General features: G+C 69.9%; 18 protein-coding genes and 1 riboswitch. Of the genes, 10 read left to right on the top strand and 8 right to left on the bottom strand.

Annotation, left to right across the window (positions count from 1 at the left end):
- Window positions 1–144: 144 nt before the first annotated feature.
- The 4 genes from ctaC (at window position 145) to AMK11_RS01880 (ending at window position 4,637) form a co-directional block, all read left to right on the top strand.
- A complete protein-coding gene (ctaC, locus tag AMK11_RS01895; protein ID WP_073722163.1) occupies window positions 145–1,104 on the top strand; it encodes an aa3-type cytochrome oxidase subunit II in 960 nt (319 codons plus the stop codon).
- A complete protein-coding gene (gene ctaD / locus AMK11_RS01890) occupies window positions 1,101–2,834 on the top strand; it encodes an aa3-type cytochrome oxidase subunit I (protein ID WP_073722162.1) in 1,734 nt (577 codons plus the stop codon). The genes ctaC and ctaD overlap by 4 nt, the downstream gene beginning before the upstream one ends.
- Window positions 2,831–3,229: a cytochrome c oxidase subunit 4 gene (locus AMK11_RS01885; RefSeq protein WP_073722160.1), complete on the top strand. Its 399-nt coding sequence runs from the start codon at window positions 2,831–2,833 to the stop codon at window positions 3,227–3,229. Before ctaD ends, AMK11_RS01885 begins: the two co-directional genes overlap by 4 nt.
- Window positions 3,230–3,359: 130 nt before the next feature.
- Complete coding sequence (locus tag AMK11_RS01880) at window positions 3,360–4,637, top strand: L,D-transpeptidase (RefSeq protein ID WP_073722158.1); 1,278 nt, start codon at window positions 3,360–3,362, stop codon at window positions 4,635–4,637.
- A 114-nt stretch (window positions 4,638–4,751) separates the two neighbouring features.
- Here AMK11_RS01880 and AMK11_RS01875 read toward each other — a convergent pair whose 3' ends face one another.
- Entirely contained in the window at window positions 4,752–5,153 is a 402-nt protein-coding gene (locus AMK11_RS01875; RefSeq protein WP_073722156.1) for a response regulator transcription factor, read from the bottom strand.
- Window positions 5,154–5,341: 188 nt separating this feature from the next.
- Here AMK11_RS01875 and ctaE point away from each other — a divergent pair, with 188 nt between their 5' ends.
- From ctaE to AMK11_RS01845, 6 genes are all read left to right on the top strand, one after another.
- Window positions 5,342–5,962 (top strand): aa3-type cytochrome oxidase subunit III, encoded by a 621-nt coding sequence (gene ctaE / locus AMK11_RS01870; RefSeq protein ID WP_029393865.1) that lies wholly within the window; start codon window positions 5,342–5,344, stop codon window positions 5,960–5,962.
- A gap of 65 nt (window positions 5,963–6,027) precedes the next feature.
- Window positions 6,028–6,837: a cytochrome bc1 complex diheme cytochrome c subunit gene (gene qcrC / locus AMK11_RS01865; protein ID WP_073722154.1), complete on the top strand. Its 810-nt coding sequence runs from the start codon at window positions 6,028–6,030 to the stop codon at window positions 6,835–6,837.
- The gene (gene qcrA / locus AMK11_RS01860) at window positions 6,834–7,889 is read left to right on the top strand and encodes a cytochrome bc1 complex Rieske iron-sulfur subunit (RefSeq protein ID WP_073722123.1); all 1,056 of its coding nucleotides are present in this window, start codon (window positions 6,834–6,836) and stop codon (window positions 7,887–7,889) included. Before qcrC ends, qcrA begins: the two co-directional genes overlap by 4 nt.
- Complete coding sequence (gene qcrB, locus AMK11_RS01855) at window positions 7,886–9,523, top strand: cytochrome bc1 complex cytochrome b subunit (RefSeq protein ID WP_073722121.1); 1,638 nt, start codon at window positions 7,886–7,888, stop codon at window positions 9,521–9,523. Before qcrA ends, qcrB begins: the two co-directional genes overlap by 4 nt.
- A 131-nt stretch (window positions 9,524–9,654) precedes the next feature.
- Window positions 9,655–10,719 carry an anthranilate phosphoribosyltransferase gene (gene trpD / locus AMK11_RS01850; RefSeq protein ID WP_073722119.1) on the top strand — a complete coding sequence of 355 codons (1,065 nt, stop codon included), beginning with the start codon at window positions 9,655–9,657 and terminating at the stop codon, window positions 10,717–10,719.
- An 84-nt stretch (window positions 10,720–10,803) separates the two neighbouring features.
- A riboswitch (SAM riboswitch) is annotated at window positions 10,804–10,920 on the top strand.
- Between the two features lie 146 nt (window positions 10,921–11,066).
- Window positions 11,067–12,449 (top strand): aminotransferase class V-fold PLP-dependent enzyme, encoded by a 1,383-nt coding sequence (locus tag AMK11_RS01845; protein WP_073722117.1) that lies wholly within the window; start codon window positions 11,067–11,069, stop codon window positions 12,447–12,449.
- Here AMK11_RS01845 and AMK11_RS01840 read toward each other — a convergent pair.
- From AMK11_RS01840 to AMK11_RS01810, 7 genes are all read right to left on the bottom strand, one after another.
- Window positions 12,374–13,606: a glycerate kinase gene (locus AMK11_RS01840; RefSeq protein WP_073723856.1), complete on the bottom strand. Its 1,233-nt coding sequence runs from the start codon at window positions 13,604–13,606 to the stop codon at window positions 12,374–12,376. The two genes, AMK11_RS01845 and AMK11_RS01840, sit on opposite strands and share 76 nt — an antisense overlap.
- A 28-nt stretch (window positions 13,607–13,634) precedes the next feature.
- Window positions 13,635–15,050 carry an SLC13 family permease gene (locus AMK11_RS01835; RefSeq protein WP_073722115.1) on the bottom strand — a complete coding sequence of 472 codons (1,416 nt, stop codon included), beginning with the start codon at window positions 15,048–15,050 and terminating at the stop codon, window positions 13,635–13,637.
- A 57-nt stretch (window positions 15,051–15,107) separates the two neighbouring features.
- Window positions 15,108–15,773, bottom strand: a complete 666-nt coding sequence (locus AMK11_RS01830; RefSeq protein WP_073722113.1) for a response regulator transcription factor — start codon at window positions 15,771–15,773, stop codon at window positions 15,108–15,110.
- Between the two features lie 19 nt (window positions 15,774–15,792).
- Complete coding sequence (locus tag AMK11_RS01825) at window positions 15,793–17,286, bottom strand: sensor histidine kinase (protein ID WP_198941283.1); 1,494 nt, start codon at window positions 17,284–17,286, stop codon at window positions 15,793–15,795.
- Complete coding sequence (locus AMK11_RS01820) at window positions 17,204–17,521, bottom strand: small secreted hydrophilic protein (protein WP_073722109.1); 318 nt, start codon at window positions 17,519–17,521, stop codon at window positions 17,204–17,206. The genes AMK11_RS01825 and AMK11_RS01820 overlap by 83 nt, the downstream gene beginning before the upstream one ends.
- Before the next feature lie 77 nt (window positions 17,522–17,598).
- A complete protein-coding gene (locus AMK11_RS01815; RefSeq protein WP_073722107.1) occupies window positions 17,599–17,880 on the bottom strand; it encodes an Lrp/AsnC family transcriptional regulator in 282 nt (93 codons plus the stop codon).
- A complete protein-coding gene (locus AMK11_RS01810; protein ID WP_073722105.1) occupies window positions 17,877–18,647 on the bottom strand; it encodes a rhomboid family intramembrane serine protease in 771 nt (256 codons plus the stop codon). The genes AMK11_RS01815 and AMK11_RS01810 overlap by 4 nt, the downstream gene beginning before the upstream one ends.
- Window positions 18,648–18,781: the final 134 nt, after the last annotated feature.

Here is an 18,781-nt window from a genome sequence, read left to right as displayed (position 1 = left end):
CCCTCCCCGCGACCCCTCGAAGAGCGTCGGCTAGGGTTTGGTCCGCATAAACATCAAACCCCTGCCCGACGCAGGGCGGCGACCGACCAGCGAGAAGGCAGGCCGCAGCCAACCGCGCGGGCGAGACTCTCGGGAAGGCGCTACGTGAGTCCCAACGGCTCCGACCGCTCGCCGCGGCGCCCGATGCGGCGGAAGCTGCTGCAGGCACTGACCGCGGGCCTGGTCCTGGCGACCGCCACCGGTTGCACATACGAGGACTTCCCCCGCCTCGGCATGCCCACCCCAACCACGGAAGAGGCTCCGCGGATCCTCTCCCTGTGGCAGGGCTCCTGGGCAGCCGCGCTGGCCACCGGCGTGCTGGTGTGGGGCCTGATCCTGTGGAGTTGCTTCTTCCACCGGCGCAGCCGCACCAAGGTCGAGGTTCCTCCGCAGAACAGGTACAACCTGCCCATCGAGGCGCTGTACACCATCGTTCCGCTCGTCATCGTCTCGGTGCTGTTCTACTTCACCGCGCGTGACGAGTCCGAGCTCATGAGCCTCGAGAAGAAGCCCGACGTCACGGTCAACGTGGTCGGCTTCCAGTGGAGCTGGTGCTTCAACTACGTCGAGAACGTCGAGGGTTCCACCGGCGACGCCAAGAAGTCCAAGGAACTGGCCGCGATCCCGGACCGGTTCAAGGAGGACTTCCCCGCGAACGCCGGCGGTGCCTACGACTGCGGTGTCCCGGGCACGCGGAACCCGCAGACCAACAACCCCGGCCCGACCCTCTGGCTCCCCAAGGGCAAGAAGGTCCGCTTCGTCCTGACCTCGCGTGACGTCATCCACTCCTTCTGGGTGGTGCCGTTCCTCATGAAGCAGGACGTCATCCCGGGCCACACCAACGCCTTCGAGGTGACCCCCAACAAGGAGGGCACCTTCCTGGGCAAGTGCGCCGAGCTGTGCGGCGTCGACCACTCCCGGATGCTGTTCAACGTCAAGGTCGTCTCCCCGGAGCGCTACGAGCAGCACCTCCAGGACCTCGCGAAGAAGGGGCAGACCGGTTACGTTCCCGCGGGCATCGCTCAGACGAGCCACGAGAAGAACCGGGAGACGAACAACCTGTGAGCATCCTCAATGAACCCCAGGGTGCCGCGGCAGGGTCCCACTACGAGGACGAACTGCCGGTCCGGCGCCAGAGGCGTGGCGAGATCGTGGTGAAGTGGCTGACGACCACCGACCACAAGACGATCGGCACGCTGTACCTGGTGACGTCGTTCGCGTTCTTCGTGATCGGCGGCGTGATGGCGCTGCTCATGCGCGCCGAGCTGGCCCGTCCGGGCCTGCAGATCATGTCGAACGAGCAGTTCAACCAGTCGTTCACGATGCACGGCACGATCATGCTGCTGATGTTCGCGACGCCGCTGTTCTCCGGCTTCGCGAACTGGATCATGCCGCTGCAGATCGGCGCGCCGGACGTGGCCTTCCCGCGGCTGAACATGTTCGCCTACTGGCTGTACCTGTTCGGCTCGCTGATCGCGGTGGGCGGCTTCCTCACCCCGCAGGGCGCGGCCGACTTCGGCTGGTTCGCCTACTCGCCGCTGTCCGACGCGGTGCACTCGCCGGGCATCGGCGGTGACCTGTGGATCATGGGTCTGGCCTTCTCCGGCTTCGGCACGATCCTCGGCTCGGTCAACTTCATCACCACGATCATCTGCATGCGCGCGCCCGGCATGACCATGTTCCGCATGCCGATCTTCACCTGGAACGTGCTGCTGACCGGTGTGCTGGTCCTGCTGGCCTTCCCGGTCCTGGCCGCGGCCCTGTTCGCGCTGGAGGCGGACCGCAAGTTCGGTGCGCACATCTTCGACCCGGCCAACGGCGGAGCACTGCTGTGGCAGCACCTCTTCTGGTTCTTCGGACACCCAGAGGTGTACATCATCGCGCTGCCGTTCTTCGGCATCGTCAGTGAGATCATCCCGGTGTTCTCCCGGAAGCCGATCTTCGGCTACATGGGTCTGATCGCCGCGACGATCGCCATCGCCGGTCTGTCGGTGACGGTGTGGGCGCACCACATGTACGTCACGGGCGGCGTGCTGTTGCCGTTCTTCTCCTTCATGACCTTCCTGATCGCGGTCCCGACCGGTGTGAAGTTCTTCAACTGGATCGGCACCATGTGGAAGGGATCACTCAGCTTCGAGACACCGATGCTGTGGTCCACCGGCTTCCTGATCACCTTCCTCTTCGGTGGTCTGACCGGTGTCATCCTGGCCTCGCCGCCGCTGGACTTCCATGTCTCGGACTCGTACTTCGTGGTGGCGCACTTCCACTACGTGGTGTTCGGCACCGTGGTGTTCGCGATGTTCGCCGGCTTCCACTTCTGGTGGCCGAAGTTCACCGGCAAGCTGCTGGACGAGCGCCTCGGCAAGATCACCTTCTGGACGCTGTTCATCGGCTTCCACGGCACCTTCCTGGTCCAGCACTGGCTGGGCGCCGAGGGCATGCCGCGCCGGTACGCCGACTACCTGGACGCCGACGGCTTCACCGCCCTGAACACGATCTCGACGATCAGCTCGTTCCTGCTCGGCATGTCCCTGCTGCCGTTCTTCTACAACATCTGGAAGACGGCCAAGTACGGCAAGCCGGTCAACGTCGACGACCCGTGGGGCTACGGCCGTTCGCTGGAGTGGGCGACCTCCTGCCCGCCGCCGCGGCACAACTTCCTCACCCTGCCGCGCATCCGCAGTGAATCCCCCGCCTTCGACCTGCACCACCCGGAGGTCTCGGCGATCGACCAGCTCGAGAACGTCGGTCACGGTGAGAAGACCCTCGCCGGCGGCAAGGAGGCCGGCAAGTGAAGATCCAGGGACAGCTCTTCATCTGGCTGAGCGTCTTCATCCTGGCCGTCGCGATCGTCTACGGCTACTGGTCGATGGAGCCGGCCGGCACCACGGCCCTCTTCCTGGCCTTCGGCCTGGCCCTCATGATCGGCTTCTACCTGGCCTTCACGGCCAAGCGGGTCGACGCCGGTGCCCAGGACAACAAGGAAGCGGACGTCGCGGACGACGCCGGCGAGGTCGGGTTCTTCAGCCCGCACAGCTGGCAGCCGCTGGCGCTCGGCATCGGCGGGGCGCTCGCCTTCCTGAGCATCGCGCTGGGCTGGTGGCTGATGTACTTCTCGGCCCCGGTCATCCTCATCGGCCTGTTCGGCTGGGTCTTCGAGTACTACCGCGGTGAGAACCGCACCCAGTAGCACGCGCCGCGCGCCGAGGGGCCCGGACACTCCGTCAGGAGCGTCCGGGCCCCTTCGTCTGCCGCACCCCGCCTCACTCGTCCGGCTTACCCACCGTGCCGCCGTTGACGTTGCTCCCTAGCGTGAGGACATGAGCAACCCGGTTCACTTCCAGGCGCGGGGGCGTAGGGTCGTCGGCTGCACCCTGCTGGTGATCGCCCTCGGCGCGAGCGTCACCGCCTGCACCAGCGGCGGCGACGACCACCCCCTGTCCGCCGCGCCCTACGACGCGGCCGGCCAGATCTCCTTCAACGGCCCCACGGACGCCGGGAAGAAGGCCGACCCGGACAAGCCCCTGGAGGTCGTCGCCGAGGGCGCCGACGGGCGCATCACGGACGTCACGGCCGTGGACGCGGCGGGACGCTACGTGGCGGGTGAACTCTCCGCCGACGGGACCCGCTGGCACAGCACCTCACCGCTGGCCGCCAACGCCCGCTACACGGTCCGCGTGAGCACCGAGGACAGCGACGGCGCGCCCGGCCGCAAGGTCCTCACCTTCGAGACCGGCAGGCCCAGCGCCAAGAAGACCCTGGACGTCTCCTTCGGGCCGCAGGCGGGCGCGTACGGCGTCGGCCAGCCCGTCACCGCGGAGCTGAGCCAGCCGGTCGCGGACCCGGCCCAGCGGGCCATAGTGGAACGCGCCCTGAAGGTGCGCTCCACGCCCGCGGTGGAGGGCGCCTGGTACTGGGTGGACGACAAGAAGCTCCACTACCGGCCCAAGGAGTACTGGCCCGCCCACGCCACCATCCAGGTCAGCAGCACCCTCGACGGCATCAAGATCGGCGACCGGATGTGGGGCGGCACCGCGAAGCCCCTGACCATCACCACGGACGACCGCGTGGTGGCCGTCACCGACGCCGCCGCCCACACGCTGACGGTCTACCGGGACGGCGAGGCGGTCCGGCAGATCCCCGTCACCACCGGCAAGCCCGGCTTCGAGACCCGCAACGGCGTCAAGGTCGTCCTGGCCAAGGAACCCTTCGTACGCATGCGCAGCAGCACCGTCGGCATCGCCGAGGGCTCCTCGGAGTCGTACGACCTGCCCGTCTACTTCGCCACCCGGGTCACCTGGAGCGGCGAGTACGTGCACGCCGCCCCCTGGTCGGTCGGCTCCCAGGGCTCCGCCAACGTCAGCCACGGCTGCGTCGGCATGAGCACCGCCAACGCGGAGTGGTTCTTCGGCGCCGTCCAGGAGGGCGACCTAGTCGAGGTCGTGAACTCGGGCGGCGACATGATGGAACCCTTCGGCAACGGCTTCGGCGACTGGAACCTGGACTGGACCAAGTGGACCACCGGAAGCGCCCTCACGGGCGGCACGGGCAACGCCACCAACCAGGACACGGCCAGGTTGCGCCCCACGGTGGTGTAGCGCCCCGTCAGGGGCGCGGGGCTGTATCGATGTGCGGCTCCGCCGCGTGGGCGCGACCAGCCACAACCAAGCCGCACCCGCCACACGACGCGCAGCCCCCACCCAGTAGGCGCCCTAAACGCCCTGCAGCCTCCTCTGCCGCAGCAGAGCGGCCAGCGCACCCGCGAACTCCACCGGCTCCACAGGCAACGCCACAGCCCCCTCCGCCCGGCTCCAGGTCGCCAGCCACGCATCCTGCGGCCGAGCGATCAGCAGCAGCACCGGCGGGCACCGGAACACCTCGTCCTTGATCTGCCGGCACAGCCCCATGCCGCCCATCGGCACGGCCTCGCCGTCCAGCACGCAGACGTCGATCCCGCCCTTGTCCAGCTCCTTGATCACGGCGGCCGGAGTCGCGCACTCCACGAACTCGACCACGGGCACGTCCGGGGCGGGCCGGCGACCGGTCGCCAGCCGCACCTGCTCGCGGGTGTTGGAGTCGTCGCTGTAGACCAGCACCGTGGCGGTCGGCTGCATGCTTCCTCCGATACGCAGTGAAACAGTCGTAGCCCGTCGCGCCGGATGCTACTCCCTCCCACTGCCCGTCAACACTGGTTCGGACACGGCTTCGACGGGCCGTTCGATGGGCCATACGGGCAGTACAGACAGGGGGAACACACCGAACGGCACCCCCCGGGGTGAGGGCGGGATAAGCGACCGACATAATGTCGGTCGTGGCGACAGCAACGACAGTAGAAACCGGGCACGCGCACCCGTCGGTCAACCGGCCGAACCTCACCAGCGTCGGAACCATCATCTGGTTGAGTTCCGAGCTGATGTTCTTCGCGGCCCTCTTCGCGATGTACTTCACCCTGCGATCGGTGACCGGCCCGGACTTCTGGTCCGAGAAGGCCGACGCGCTGAACTTCCCGTTCTCCGCGACGAACACCACGATCCTGGTGCTCTCCTCCCTCACCTGCCAGCTCGGCGTGTTCGCGGCCGAGCGCGGTGACGTGAAGAAGCTCAGGATGTGGTTCATCGTCACCTTCGTGATGGGTGCGATCTTCATCGGCGGTCAGGTGTTCGAATACACCGAGCTGGTCAAGCACGAGGGCCTCTCGCTCTCGTCGGACCCGTACGGCTCGGTGTTCTACCTGACCACCGGCTTCCACGGACTGCACGTGACGGGCGGCCTCATCGCCTTCCTGCTGGTCCTCGGCCGCACCTACGCGGCCCGGAGGTTCACTCACGAGCAGGCGACCGCCGCCATCGTCGTGTCCTACTACTGGCACTTCGTCGATGTCGTCTGGATCGGCCTCTTCGCCACGATCTACATGATCAAGTAGTCGCGGCACGCACCCGCGCAATACCAGAAGCATCGACGCAGAAGATCCTGACACCGGGGTAATCCGTGAAAAAGCTCTCCGCACGACGACGCCACCCGCTGGCGGCGCTCGTCGTCCTACTCCTCGCGCTGGCATGCACAGGGGGGCTGTACGCCGCGTTCGCACCCGCGGACAAGGCGCAGGCCGATGAAACCGCCCAGTCCCTCGCCATCGAAGAGGGCAAGAAGCTCTACGCCGTCGGCTGTGCCAGCTGCCACGGCACCGGAGGTCAGGGCACCACCGACGGTCCGAGCCTGGTCGGCGTGGGCGCCGCGGCCGTCGACTTCCAGGTGGGCACCGGCCGCATGCCGGCCCAGCAGCCGGGCGCGCAGGTCCCGCGCAAGAAGGTGATCTACTCCCAGGCGGAGATCGACCAGCTCGCGGCCTTCGTCGCCTCGCTGGGTGCCGGTCCGGCCATCCCGTCGGAGGAGAAGTACGGCCCGCAGGGCGCGGACATCGCCAAGGGCGGTGAGCTGTTCCGCAACAACTGCGCGCAGTGCCACAACTTCACCGGCAAGGGCGGCGCGCTGACGCACGGCAAGTACGCGCCGAGCCTCGAGGACGTCGATCCCAAGCACATCTACGAGGCCATGCAGACCGGCCCGCAGAACATGCCCTCCTTCCCCGACAGCACGCTGACGGAGCAGAACAAGAAGGACATCATCGCCTACCTGGACGCGGTCAACTCGGACGACACCGTGAACCCCGGCGGTCTCTCGCTCGGCGGTCTCGGACCGGTCAGTGAGGGCCTCTTCGGCTGGATCTTCGGCCTCGGTGGCTGCATCGCCGTCGCCGTGTGGGTCGCCGCCCGGACCGCAAAGGCCAAGAAGTCATGAGTAGCCAAGACATTCCAGAAGAGAACCTGCCCGCCGAGCACGGCGGCGCCCACGCGCCCAAGCCCGCGGACGACAAGAACCCGTTCGCGGACCCGGGCCTGCCGCCCCACGAGCACCGCATCCAGGACATCGACGAGCGGGCCGCCAAGCGGTCCGAGCGCACGGTCGCCCTGATGTTCACGGTCTCGATGCTGGCGACCATCGGCTTCATCGCCTCGTTCGTCGCGATCCCGCACGACAAGTCGATCTACGTCTGGCCGATCGGGCACATCAACGCGATGAACCTCGCGCTGGGCCTGACCCTGGGCGTGGCGCTGTTCGCCATCGGCGCGGGCGCCGTCCACTGGGCGCGCACCCTGATGTCCGACGAGGAGGTCGCCGACGAGCGGCACCCGATCGAGGCGTCTCCCGAGACCCGTGCCAAGGTCCACGCGGACTTCAAGCAGGGCGCCAAGGAGTCGGTGATCGGCCGGCGCAAGCTGATCCGCAACACGATGCTGGGCGCGCTCACCTTGGTGCCGCTCTCCGGCGTCGTCCTGCTGCGCGACCTCGGCCCGCTGCCCGGGACCAAGCTGCGCCACACGCTGTGGTCCAAGGGCAAGCTGATCGTCAACATGAACACGAACGAGCCGATGCGTCCGTCGGACATCGCGGTCGGTTCGCTCACCTTCGCCAAGCCCGAGGGCCTGGACGAGCACGACCACGGCTTCCAGAACGAGATCGCCAAGGCGGCCCTGATGCTCATCCGGCTGGAGCCGGAGGCCATCAAGGACAAGCAGGAGCTCGAGTGGTCCCACGAGGGCATCGTGGCGTACTCGAAGATCTGCACCCACGTGGGTTGCCCGATCTCCCTGTACGAGCAGCAGACGCACCACGCGCTGTGCCCCTGCCACCAGTCCACCTTCGACCTCGCCGACGGTGCCCGGGTGATCTTCGGTCCCGCCGGTCACGCCCTGCCGCAGCTGCGCATCGGCGTGAACGACGAGGGCTACCTCGAGGCCCTCAGTGACTTCGCGGAGCCCGTCGGTCCTGCATTCTGGGAGCGCGGATGAGTACTGCAGCCAACGAATCACCCCGCTCTCGCGGGAAGGCCCCGGCCGGCGAACGCGTCGCCGACTGGGCCGACGGCCGGCTCGGGATCTACTCCCTGGCCAAGGCCAACATGCGCAAGATCTTCCCGGACCACTGGTCCTTCATGCTCGGTGAGATCTGCCTCTACAGCTTCATCATCATCATCCTCACGGGTGTGTACCTGACGCTGTTCTTCCACCCGTCGATGAACGAGGTGGAGTACCACGGCGCGTACGTCCCGATGCAGGGACAGCTGATGAGTGAGGCGTACAAGTCGACGCTCGACATCAGCTTCGAGGTGCGCGGCGGTCTGCTGATCCGGCAGATCCACCACTGGGCGGCGATCATCTTCCTCGCCGGCATGTTCGTGCACATGATGCGCGTCTTCTTCACCGGCGCGTTCCGCAAGCCGCGTGAGATCAACTGGCTGTTCGGCTTCCTGCTGTTCGTCCTCGGCATGTTCACCGGCTTCACCGGTTACTCGCTCCCGGACGACCTGCTCTCCGGCACCGGTGTCCGCTTCACCCAGGGCGCGATCCTGTCCGTGCCGATCGTCGGCACGTACATCTCGATGTTCCTGTTCGGCGGGGAGTTCCCGGGGACTGACTTCGTCGCCCGGTTCTACTCGATCCACATCCTGCTGCTGCCGGGCATCATGCTCGGTCTCGTGGTCGGCCACCTGATCCTGGTCTTCTACCACAAGCACACGCAGTTCGCGGGTCCCGGCAAGACCAACAAGAACGTGGTCGGCATGCCGCTGCTGCCGGTGTACATGGCGAAGGCGGGAGGCTTCTTCTTCCTGGTCTTCGGTGTCATCGCGGCCATCGCCGGCATCGCCTCGGTCAACCCGATCTGGAGCATCGGCCCCTACCGGCCGGACATGGTGTCCACCGGCGCCCAGCCGGACTGGTACATGGGCTTCGCCGAGGGTCTGGTCCGCGCCATGCCGGGCTGGGAGATCAACTTCTGGGGCCACACACTGGTCCTGGGTGTGTTCATCCCATTGGTGATCTTCGGCATCTTCCTCGCGGTCATCGCCCTCTACCCGTTCATCGAGTCGTGGGTGACCGGGGACAAGCGCGAGCACCACATCCTGGACCGGCCGCGCAACGCCCCGACCCGTACGGCCTTCGGTGTCGCCTGGGTCACGGCGTACATGATCATGCTGATCGGTGGTGGCAACGACATCGTCGCCACGCACTTCCACCTGTCGATCAACGCGGTCACCTGGTTCGTCCGCATCGGGTTCTTCGCCGGCCCGGTCATCGCCTTCGTGATCACCAAGCGGATCTGCCTCGGCCTCCAGCGCCGGGACAAGGAGAAGGTGCTGCACGGACGCGAGTCCGGCATCATCAAGCGCCTGCCGCACGGTGAGTTCATCGAGGTGCACGAGCCGCTCAGCCAGGAGCAGCTGCACACGCTCACGGCCCACGAGCAGTACAAGCCGGCCGAGATCGGCCCGACGGTCGACGAGAACGGCGTCCAGCGCAAGGTGAAGCGCACGGACAAGCTGCGCGCCAAGCTCAGCAAGTCGTACTACGGCGAGGAGTCGCAGATTCCGAAGCCGACCGTCGAGGAGTACAAGGAGATCACGAGCGGCCACGGCCACCACTGACCCTCCAGCGTCGCCACACCACGGTCGAAGGGCCCCGTCCGTTCCGCGGACGGGGCCCTTCGCCGTGCCCGGGGCTGGATAGGGTGGGAGCACACCTTCTTTCCGTCATGCACACGATTCAGGAGCGGCACATGAGCGCTTTGACCCCCGCTGGAGGCGACACCGCGGCGGGCCGCTCCTGGCCCGCGCTGCTGAACGGACTGGCGGACGGCCGGGACCTGACCGCCGACGAGACCGCCTGGGCGCTGGACGTGATCATGCGCGGCGAGGCGACCGACGCGCAGATCGCCGGCTTCGCGGTCGGCCTCAGGTTCAAGGGGGAGACCGTCGAGGAGATCTCCGGTCTCGTCCGCACCATGTACGCGCACGCCAACGTGATCGAGGTCCCGGGGCGGACGGTCGACATCGTCGGCACCGGCGGCGACGGCGCGAAGACCGTCAACATCTCCACCATGTCGGCGATCGTGGTGGCCGGCACCGGCGCCAAGGTCGTCAAGCACGGCAACCGGGCCGCCTCCTCGGCCTCCGGAGCCTCCGACGTCCTGGAGAAGCTGGGCGTCAATCTGGAGCTGACGCCGAAGCGGGTGGCGGAGGTCGCCGAGGAGGCCGGCATCACCTTCTGCTTCGCCGTGAAGTTCCACCCCGCGCTGCGCCACGTGGCGGCGGCCCGCGGCCAGCTCGGCATCCGCACGGTGTTCAACTTCCTGGGCCCGCTGACCAACCCGGCCAAGGTGAAGTCCCAGGCGATCGGGGTCGCGCACGCCCGGATGGCGCCGATCATCGCCGGTGTCTTCGCCGAACGCGGTCACTCGTCCTTGGTCTTCCGGGGAGACGACGGTCTCGACGAGCTGACCACGACCGCCACCTCACGCGTCTGGGTCGTGCGCGACGGCCGGGTGACCGAGGAGACCTTCGACCCGCGGGACGTCGGCCTCGAACTCGTCCCGGTCGAGGCGCTGCGCGGCGCCGACGCCTCCTACAACGCCGACGTCGCCCGCCGTCTGCTGGCCGGCGAGAGGGGCCCCGTGCGGGACGCGGTGCTGCTGAACTCCGCGGCGGCCCTGGTGGCCCTGGAGCCCGGCGACGGACCGCTCACCGACCAGATCCGGGCCGGCATGGACCGGGCCGCCGAGTCGATCGACTCGGGCGCCGCCAGGCGGGCCCTGGAGCGCTGGGTCGCGGCGACCCACGCGTAGCCGCCCTCCCGCCCGTGTGACGTGCGTCCCGCGATCCGGACTCGGGTTGCGGGGCGCCGATCACTTCCCATAGGTTTTTCGACAGGTCATGAGTGACAGTCATGAGGCCCCGGCCGACTGTCCGGCAACCCTCCGTCCGTGGCGGGGTGCCCCGGGTGAAGACCAGGTCGTGGACAGCAAGGTTCACGGCAAGCGCGGACCCCTCGCGGAACCAGGGGTCCTGGGTCGTCCGAGGGAGTCTTCCGTGAACCAGCGAATGCGATAGGGCCGCAGAGCCCCGCCTCCGCACATCTCTCTTTCTCTTTCACAGCGCCCTTCCTCGCGCTGCTCTTTCACGGGAGTCCGCCATGTCCGTACCCACCGCTGTCGCCACCCCGCTGCCCGTCCTCGGCCGGGACGTCACCGTTCCGCTCGTCACCGGCGGAGAGGTCACCTACGCCGCGCTCGACTACGCCGCCAGCGCGCCCGCCCTCCAGCGGGTCTGGGACGACGTGGCGGCCTACGCGCCCTACTACGGCAGCGTGCACCGCGGGGCCGGGTACCTGTCGCAGCTGTCGACCGACCTGTTCGAGAACGCCCGCAGGACCGTCGCCGCGTTCCTCGGGTGTCGGGACACCGACCAGGTGGTCTTCACCCGGTCCACCACCGATTCCCTCAACCTGCTCGCCGCCGCGCTGCCGGCCGGCTGCCGGGTCTTCGTCTTCGAGACCGAGCACCACGCCTCGCTGCTGCCCTGGCGCGACGCGGACGTGACCTACCTCGACGCGCCGCGCACCCCGGCGCAGGCCGTCGAGACCCTGGAGCGGGCCCTCGCCGCCCGCGAGCCGTACGGGCCCGCCCTGGTCTGCGTCACCGGCGCCTCCAACGTCACCGGCGAACTGTGGCCGGTGCGGGAACTGGCCGCCGCCGCGCACGCGCACGGCGCCCGGATCGTCCTGGACGCCGCCCAGCTCGCCCCGCACCACCCCGTCTCCGTGAGCGACCTGGACGTCGACTGGGTCGCCTTCTCCGGGCACAAGCTGTACGCCCCCTTCGGTACCGGCGTGCTGGCCGGCCGCGCCGACTGGCTGCGCGAGGCCGAGCCGTACCTCGCGGGCGGCGGCGCCAGCCGCAGCGTCTCCCGGCGCGCGGACGGCGGCGTGGACGTGCGGTGGCACGACAGCGCCGCCCGGCACGAGGCGGGCTCGCCCAACGTCATCGGCGCCTACGCGATCGCCTCCGCCTGCAAGGCGCTCACCGAGGCCGGCTTCGACACGCTGGTCGCCCGCGAGGAGTACCTGATCGGGAAGGTGCGGGAGGGGCTCGCGGAGGTCCCCGAGGTGCGGGTGCTGTCCCTCTTCGGCGACGAGGCCCCCCGCGTCGGTGTGCTGTCCTTCGTCGTCGAGGGCTGGAACAGCTCCCACTTCGCCGCCGCCCTCTCCGCCGAGTACGGCATCGGCGTCCGCGACGGACTGTTCTGCGCCCACCCGCTGGTGCGCACCCTGCTGGGCAGCGACCCCGAGACGCAGGGCGAGTGCGGCGCCCCCGAGGCGGCGCCCGGCGAGAAGTCCCTCAACGCCATCCGCGTCAGCTTCGGCGCCGGCACCCCGGACGAGCACGTCGAGCGGTTCGTGGACGCCGTCAAGGAGCTGGTGAGGGACGGCGCCCGCTGGAACTACCGCACGGAAGACGGTCGTTGCGTGCCCGACACGTCCGCCGCGGACACCGCCGCCGGGATCTCCACGGTCTGAGCCGCCCGGCCCGGCAGCCGCGAGCCGAGCAGGACCATCCGCAACGCCCGCTCGGTGGCGTCCGTGAGCAGCTCGGCCGCGCGCACCAGCGCGTCCGCCAGCGCCATCGGCGCCGGCATGATGCCGTGGAAGGCGTCCACCCCCGGCACCTCGTGCGCGCCCTCGCCCAGCGTGCCGGCCAGCGCCAGGACGGGACGCCCGTGCAGCTTGGCGCGCCGGGCCACCTCGGCCGGGACCTTGCCGCGCGGCGTCTGGTGGTCCAGGGCGCCCTCGGCGGTGAGCACCAGGTCGGCGCGGGCCAGGCGGGCGTCCAGGTCGAGGTGGTCGAGGAGGACGTCGAAGCGGGGCAGCAGCCGGGCCCCGACGGCGGCCAGCCCCGCGCCCAGCCCGCCGGAGGCACCGGTGCCGGGGCCCGTGCGCAGGTCGGCGCCGATCACGCCCAGGTCGCGGGTGAGGACGCGCGCCCAGTTCTCCAGTCCCGCCGACAACTCCTCGACCTGCGCGGGCGTCGCCCCCTTCTGCGGGCCGAACACCCGCGCCACCCCGCGCTCCCCGCACAGCACGTTGAAGGGGTTGCAGGCGACCAGCAGCTCGGTGTCCTTCAGCCGGGGGTCGAGGCCCGCCGGATCGATGCGGGCGAGGCGGACCAGTTCCCGCCCGCCGTGCGGGAGTTCGAAGCCGTCCGCGTCCAGCAGCCGGGCACCGAGCGCCTGGAGCGCCCCAGCGCCCCCGTCGGACGTACCCGAGTCGCCGCAGCCGACCAGGACCCGCCGCACGCCGGTGTCGAGCGCGGCGCGGATCAGCTCGCCGACGCCGTACGTGGTCGTGGCGCCCGGATCGCGCAGGGCGCGGGGGACCAGGGACAGTCCCGCGACGGCCGCCATCTCCACCACCGCCGTGTCCTGGCCGCCGAGCAGCGCGAAGTGGGTGCCGACGGGCTCGCCGACCGGGCCGGTGGCGGCCAGCGCGACCAGCCGCCCGCCGGTCGCGGCGGCCAGCGCGCAGGCGGTGCCCTCGCCGCCGTCGACGAGCGGGATGCGGTCGATCTCGGCGTCCGGCAGCACCCGGCGGACGCCCGCCGCGATCGCGTCGGCGGCGGCCTGGGCGGACAGGGACTCCTTGAAGCCGCTGGGCGCCACGGCGACCCGGTTCAGGATGTTCGGTACGTTCGGCACAGCAGGCTCCTTAACGGGTCACGGGTACGCCGAGCAGCGGCCAGACGGCGGCGGCGAAGAACAGCACGAGCGCGGCGGTCAGCGGTGCCAGGACGGCGGACAGCCGCAGCAGGTCGCGCGGGGTGTAGGTGGGGGTGCCGGGGATGTCGGAGAAGAGCGTGACCGGCTTGGCGGAGGCCGGGAGCGTGTGGCAGAAGCCGGCCGCGGCGGTGGAGGCGAGCGCGGCGGCGACCGGGTTGACGCCCGCGCCCACGGCCGCGGCGATCACCAGCGGCACCAGGACCGAGGAGCGGGCCGAGCGGGACTGGAGGACCAGGTGGGCCGCCGTGCTCACCGCGACCACGACCCCGAGGAAGACGGCCGGCGTCACGTCCGCGGGCAGCCCGGACACCAGCCACTTCGCCGCCCCGGAGTCGGCGAGCGCGACGCCCATCGCCATGGTCGCCGCCATGAACAGCAGCAGCGACCACGGCACGGTCTTCAGCGCGTCCTTGAGACGTACGGTGCCCAGCGCGGGGGAGGAGGCGACGACGGCGCCGATCAGCGCCACCACCGCGGGCGGCACGTGATGCAGGGGCTCGCTGCACCACAGCGCCACCACCGTGGCCAGCAGCAGGGCGCAGCGCTTCTCCGCCTGGGTCCAGGGACCGGTGACCGGGTTCTCGGCGTGCCGCTGTATCTCCTCGGCGGTGATGTGCACCGGGCCCTTGCGGTCCGCCCGCCGAGTGGTCGTCAGCAGCACGGTCTCGGCGGCCAGATGGGAGGAGGCCACCGCCAGCGGCAGCCCGAGCAGCAGCCACTGGGTGAAGCCGATCCGGTCCCCGGTCGCCTCCCACAGCACCGACACGGTGATCAGGTGCGCGCCCGCGCCGATCAGGGTCGCCACCGCCGACAGCAGGATCACCGTCGGGAACAGCAGCGCCAGCATCACCACCAGCCGCCTGCGGTCCGCGAGGGCCTTGGCCAGGGCGAGGAACACCGGCAGCGCGAGCGCCGCCCGCCCCGACGTGGCCGGCACCGCGAACGCGGTGACGACCAGCGCGGCCGTCGTCAGGTGCGTCAACTGCCGTACGCTGCGCGCCCCGCCGACCAGGAAGGCCGCCGCCCGCCCGGCGAGCCCGGTCCGGGCCACCGCCGCCGCCAGCACGAAGGCGCAGATCAGCAGCCACACCGTGTCGTCGCCGAGGGTGCCGAAGAGGGTGTCGCTGCTGATCACACCGGTCGCGGTCAGCGCGAGTCCGGCACCCAGCGCGATGTACGTGTCGTCGATCGGCGTGCCGATCCAGGCGCAGGTCGCCAGCGCGAACACGGCGAGGGTGAGGCGCGCGTCGCCGCCGAGGGCCGGGAAGTTGCCGGGTACCGCCAGCAGCGCGCACAGGGACAGCGCCACGCAGAGGGCCGCCGCGAGGCGGAGGTTCAACGTCACGTCATCGAGGATTCACGGGGGCGGTGAGCCATCGATGAGCGTCACATGAAGGAAACTTCACCAGGCCGGCAGCCGGTATCCCATCCCGCGCACGGTCTCGACCTGCTGCGCCCCGAGCTTCTTGCGCAGCGCCCGCACGTACACGTCCACGATGTTCGAACCGGGGTCGAAGTCGTAGCCCCACACGTGCGACAGGATCTGCTCGCGGGACAGTACCTGCCCCGGGTGGCGCAGGAACAGCTCCAGCAGTACGAATTCACGGGCCGTCAGGTCGACGGTGCGTTCCCCGGCGCGGGCCCGGCGGGTGCGCAGGTCCAGGCTGAGCGCCCCCGACTTCAGCACCGTCACCTCGGGCGCCCTGGCCGCCGTACGCAGCCGCAGCCGCACCCGGGCGAGCAGTTCCTCGAAGCGGAACGGTTTGGTCATCCAGTCGTCGGCGCCGCCCTCCAGACCGGCCACCGTGTCCCGTACGGAGTCCCGGGCGGTCAGCACGATCACGGGGGTCGTCACCCGGGACTCGCGCAGCTCGCGCAGGACCGTGAAGCCGTCCCGGCCGGGCAGCCCGATGTCCAGGACGACCAGGTCGAAGCCGCCGGTGAGGGCGTACTCGTAGGCGGAGTCGCCGTCGGCGACGGCGGTGGTGGTGAAACCGTTGGCGCGCAGGCCCTTCTCGACGAAGGAGGCGATGCGCTCCTCGTCCTCGACGATGAGGATGCGGTTCATGGACGTGCCTCTTCCGGAATCAGTCCAGTGTGAGTACGAAGGTGGCGCCGCCGCCCTCGGTGGTGCGCAGGCCGACCCGTCCGCCGTGGCCCTCGGCGATCGCCTTCACGATCGACAGCCCGAGCCCGGCGCCGGTCCCGCGCACCCCGCGCCGGGCCGTGCCGCGCCGGAAGCGCTCGAAGATCACCTCGGCGTCCTGCGCCTGCACCCCGGGGCCGGAGTCGGCGACGTACAGCTCGATACGGGCGCCGTCGGCGCGGGAGCCGATGCGGATGGTCTGGCCGGTGGTGGTGTGCTGCACGGCGTTCTGCGCGAGCTGCACCATGGCCTGCGTGATGCGCTGGGGGTCCAGGCGGACCTCGCGGTCGGCGACCTGGTCCAGTACCCAGGTCCGGTCGCCGAGGGTGCGGGCCTTGACGTAGACGTCGGCGGTGAGTTCGGCGAGCTGCACCGGCTCGGGGGTGACGAAGTCGGGGCGTTCGGTCTTGGCGAGCAGCAGCAGGTCCTCGACGATGCGGCTCATCCGGTCCAGTTCGTCGGTGACCAGGCGGACGGTCTCCTCCCGTTCCGCCGGGTCGTCGCCCATCAGTTCCAGGTGACCGCGCACGATGGTGATCGGGGTGCGCAGCTCGTGGCCCGCGTCGTCGACGAAGCGGCGCTGGGCGGCGAAGGCGCGCTCCAGCCGGTCGAGCATGGCGTTGAACGTCTCGGCGAGCGCGGCCACGTCGTCGTTGCCGTGCACCGGGATGCGCCGGGTCAGGTCCTGCTCGGTGAGCTGAGCGGCGGTCGTGCGCACCAGTCGCACCGGCTTGAGGATGCGGCCCGCGACGACCCAGGCGATGCCCGTCGTCATCAGCAGGGCGACGCCCGAGATGGCGAGCAGCACGCGGAACACCTCGTCGGCGCGCTCCTGCTCCCGCCCCGGGTGGAAGGCGACCACGAACGCCGCCGCCGGTTCGCCACCGTACCGGGCGACGGTGACCTTGGCCCAGCGGACCTCACCCTCGGGCCGGTGCAGGGTGCCGGTGGAGTCGGGCGAGGCGTAGATGTCGCGCAGGGCGTCGCCGTCCTTGTGCAGGGGCAGGGCGACCGGGATCTCGCGCTGCTGGAAGAACTTGGCCGGCCGGTCCCCCACCTTGCCCACCAGGCCGATCAGTTCCTCGTCCAGGTCGGCGTACTGCCGTTGCAGGAAGACCTCCAGCAGCCGCTCCGGGTCGGTGAAGGGCAGGCCGGTCTCCGGGTCGAAGCCCTGCTCCTCGAAGTTGGCGAACTCCCCGGCCTCCTGCGCGAGCAGTCCGTTGATCCGCTGGTCGGTGTCGTGCAGCAGGATCGAGCGGGTGGTCGTGGCCACCGAGGCGAGGGCGACCGCCATCACGAGCAGCAGCCACAGCAGGATGCGGACGCGGGCCGAGATCCGGCGGCGCTCATGGTCAGCCGTCGTCGCCGGGTCCGTCGTCGGCTGATCCGTCGGCGCCCGAGTCGTCCCCGGTTCCCTGGCCTCGGTCGTCGTCATCGTCGTCATCCGCGGGGCTGTCGGTCACCGGCGGCCGGGTCACCACCTGGTCACTGGGCGTCGGCTCGGGCGAGGAGGAGGTGGGCGTCGGGGTGGGGGAGCCGCTCTCCAGCTCCACCTTGGTCGGAACCTTCGGTTCCTGCGGACTGTCGGTGAGCGCGAAGCTCGTCGCGGCGATGCCGAGCGGGATCAGGACGACGGCCGCGAGGGCCGCCATCCGGCGTGAGAAGACCATGCCTTCGATACTGCGCCCCCTAGCGGGCACTCACGATGAGCCCGGGATGAAGAACCCTTCATCCGGGACCCGGCACCTCAGTTGTCCAGCCCGATGGCGAACGCCGCCTCCAGGTCGTGCTGCGAGTAGGTCCGGAACGCCACGTGCGTGTCCGTGCCCTCCACGCCGGGGATCTTGCTGATCCGGCCGGGGATGACCTCGGCCAGGTCCTCGTGCTGATTCACCCGCACCATCGCGATCAGGTCGTAGGTGCCGGTGACGGAGAAGACCTCGCTGACACTCTCCAGCGCGGCGATCTGCTCCGCGATCTCGGGGATGCGGTCCACGCTGGTCTTGATGAGGACGATCGCGCTGATCACGGCTGGTTCTCTCCCTCGGGCGCCGCCACTGGAACGCTCCCAACTGTAGTCGTACGCCCGAACCGCACCCACGCGAAGACGAAGCCCAGCCCGAAGCCCACCAGGTGCGCGAGGTACGCCACCCCCGGCCCGTCGCCGGCCCGGCCCGCCGCCGTCCACTGCAGCCACACCCAGAACGGCAGCACGATCCAGGCGGGGAAGCGCAGCGGCAGGAAGAAGAGGAAGGGCAGCAGACTGGTCACCCGGGCCCGGGGAAACAGGAAGAGGAACGCGCCGAGGACCGCGGAGATCGCCCCGGAGGCGCCGACCAGCGACTGCTGGGAGTGGGCGTTGGCGCCCGCGTAGCCGAGCAGCGCCAGGCAGCCGCAGCCGAGGTAGAACAGGGCGAACTGGAGCCGGCCCATCCGTTCCTCGGTCAGCGCGCCGAAGACGTACAGGAAGAGCATGTTCCCCAGCAGGTGCACCCAGCTGCCGTGGACGAACAGCGCCGTGGCGGGCGTGAGCGCGGAGCCGGGGGAGTCCTCGAACAGTTCTGCGGGGATCACTCCCCAGCGCCGGAAGTGGGCGCGCTGCGCGGCGAGCAGCTCCTCGCCGGTGCCGTACCCCGGGTTCAGTCCCGCCGCCGGGCTGACCAGGAACAACAGACAGCACATCGTGATCAGCGCGTACGTCACGGGCGCGGCCCGGCCCCGGGCGGTGCGGGCCGTGCCGGGCGCCCTGACCGCCGAGACCGTTCTGCGGACCGCCGTGCGCCAGTTGTGGATCATGGCTACAGAGCATGACGTAACGGGACGCAACCACCCAGGTCGCCTCGCCGCCGTGGACACGCGGGCGTCGGGTACCCGCCAGGCCGTAGGGTTACGAGCCACACGCACCGGGGCGGAGCCCGGCGCGTCACCGA

The sequence above is a fragment of the Streptomyces sp. CB02414 genome, from assembly GCF_001905385.1.
Taxonomy (GTDB): Bacteria; Actinomycetota; Actinomycetes; order Streptomycetales; family Streptomycetaceae; genus Streptomyces.
The sequence above is the reverse complement of the archived record's forward strand: the minus strand, read 5'-3'. Positions and strand labels throughout refer to the sequence as shown.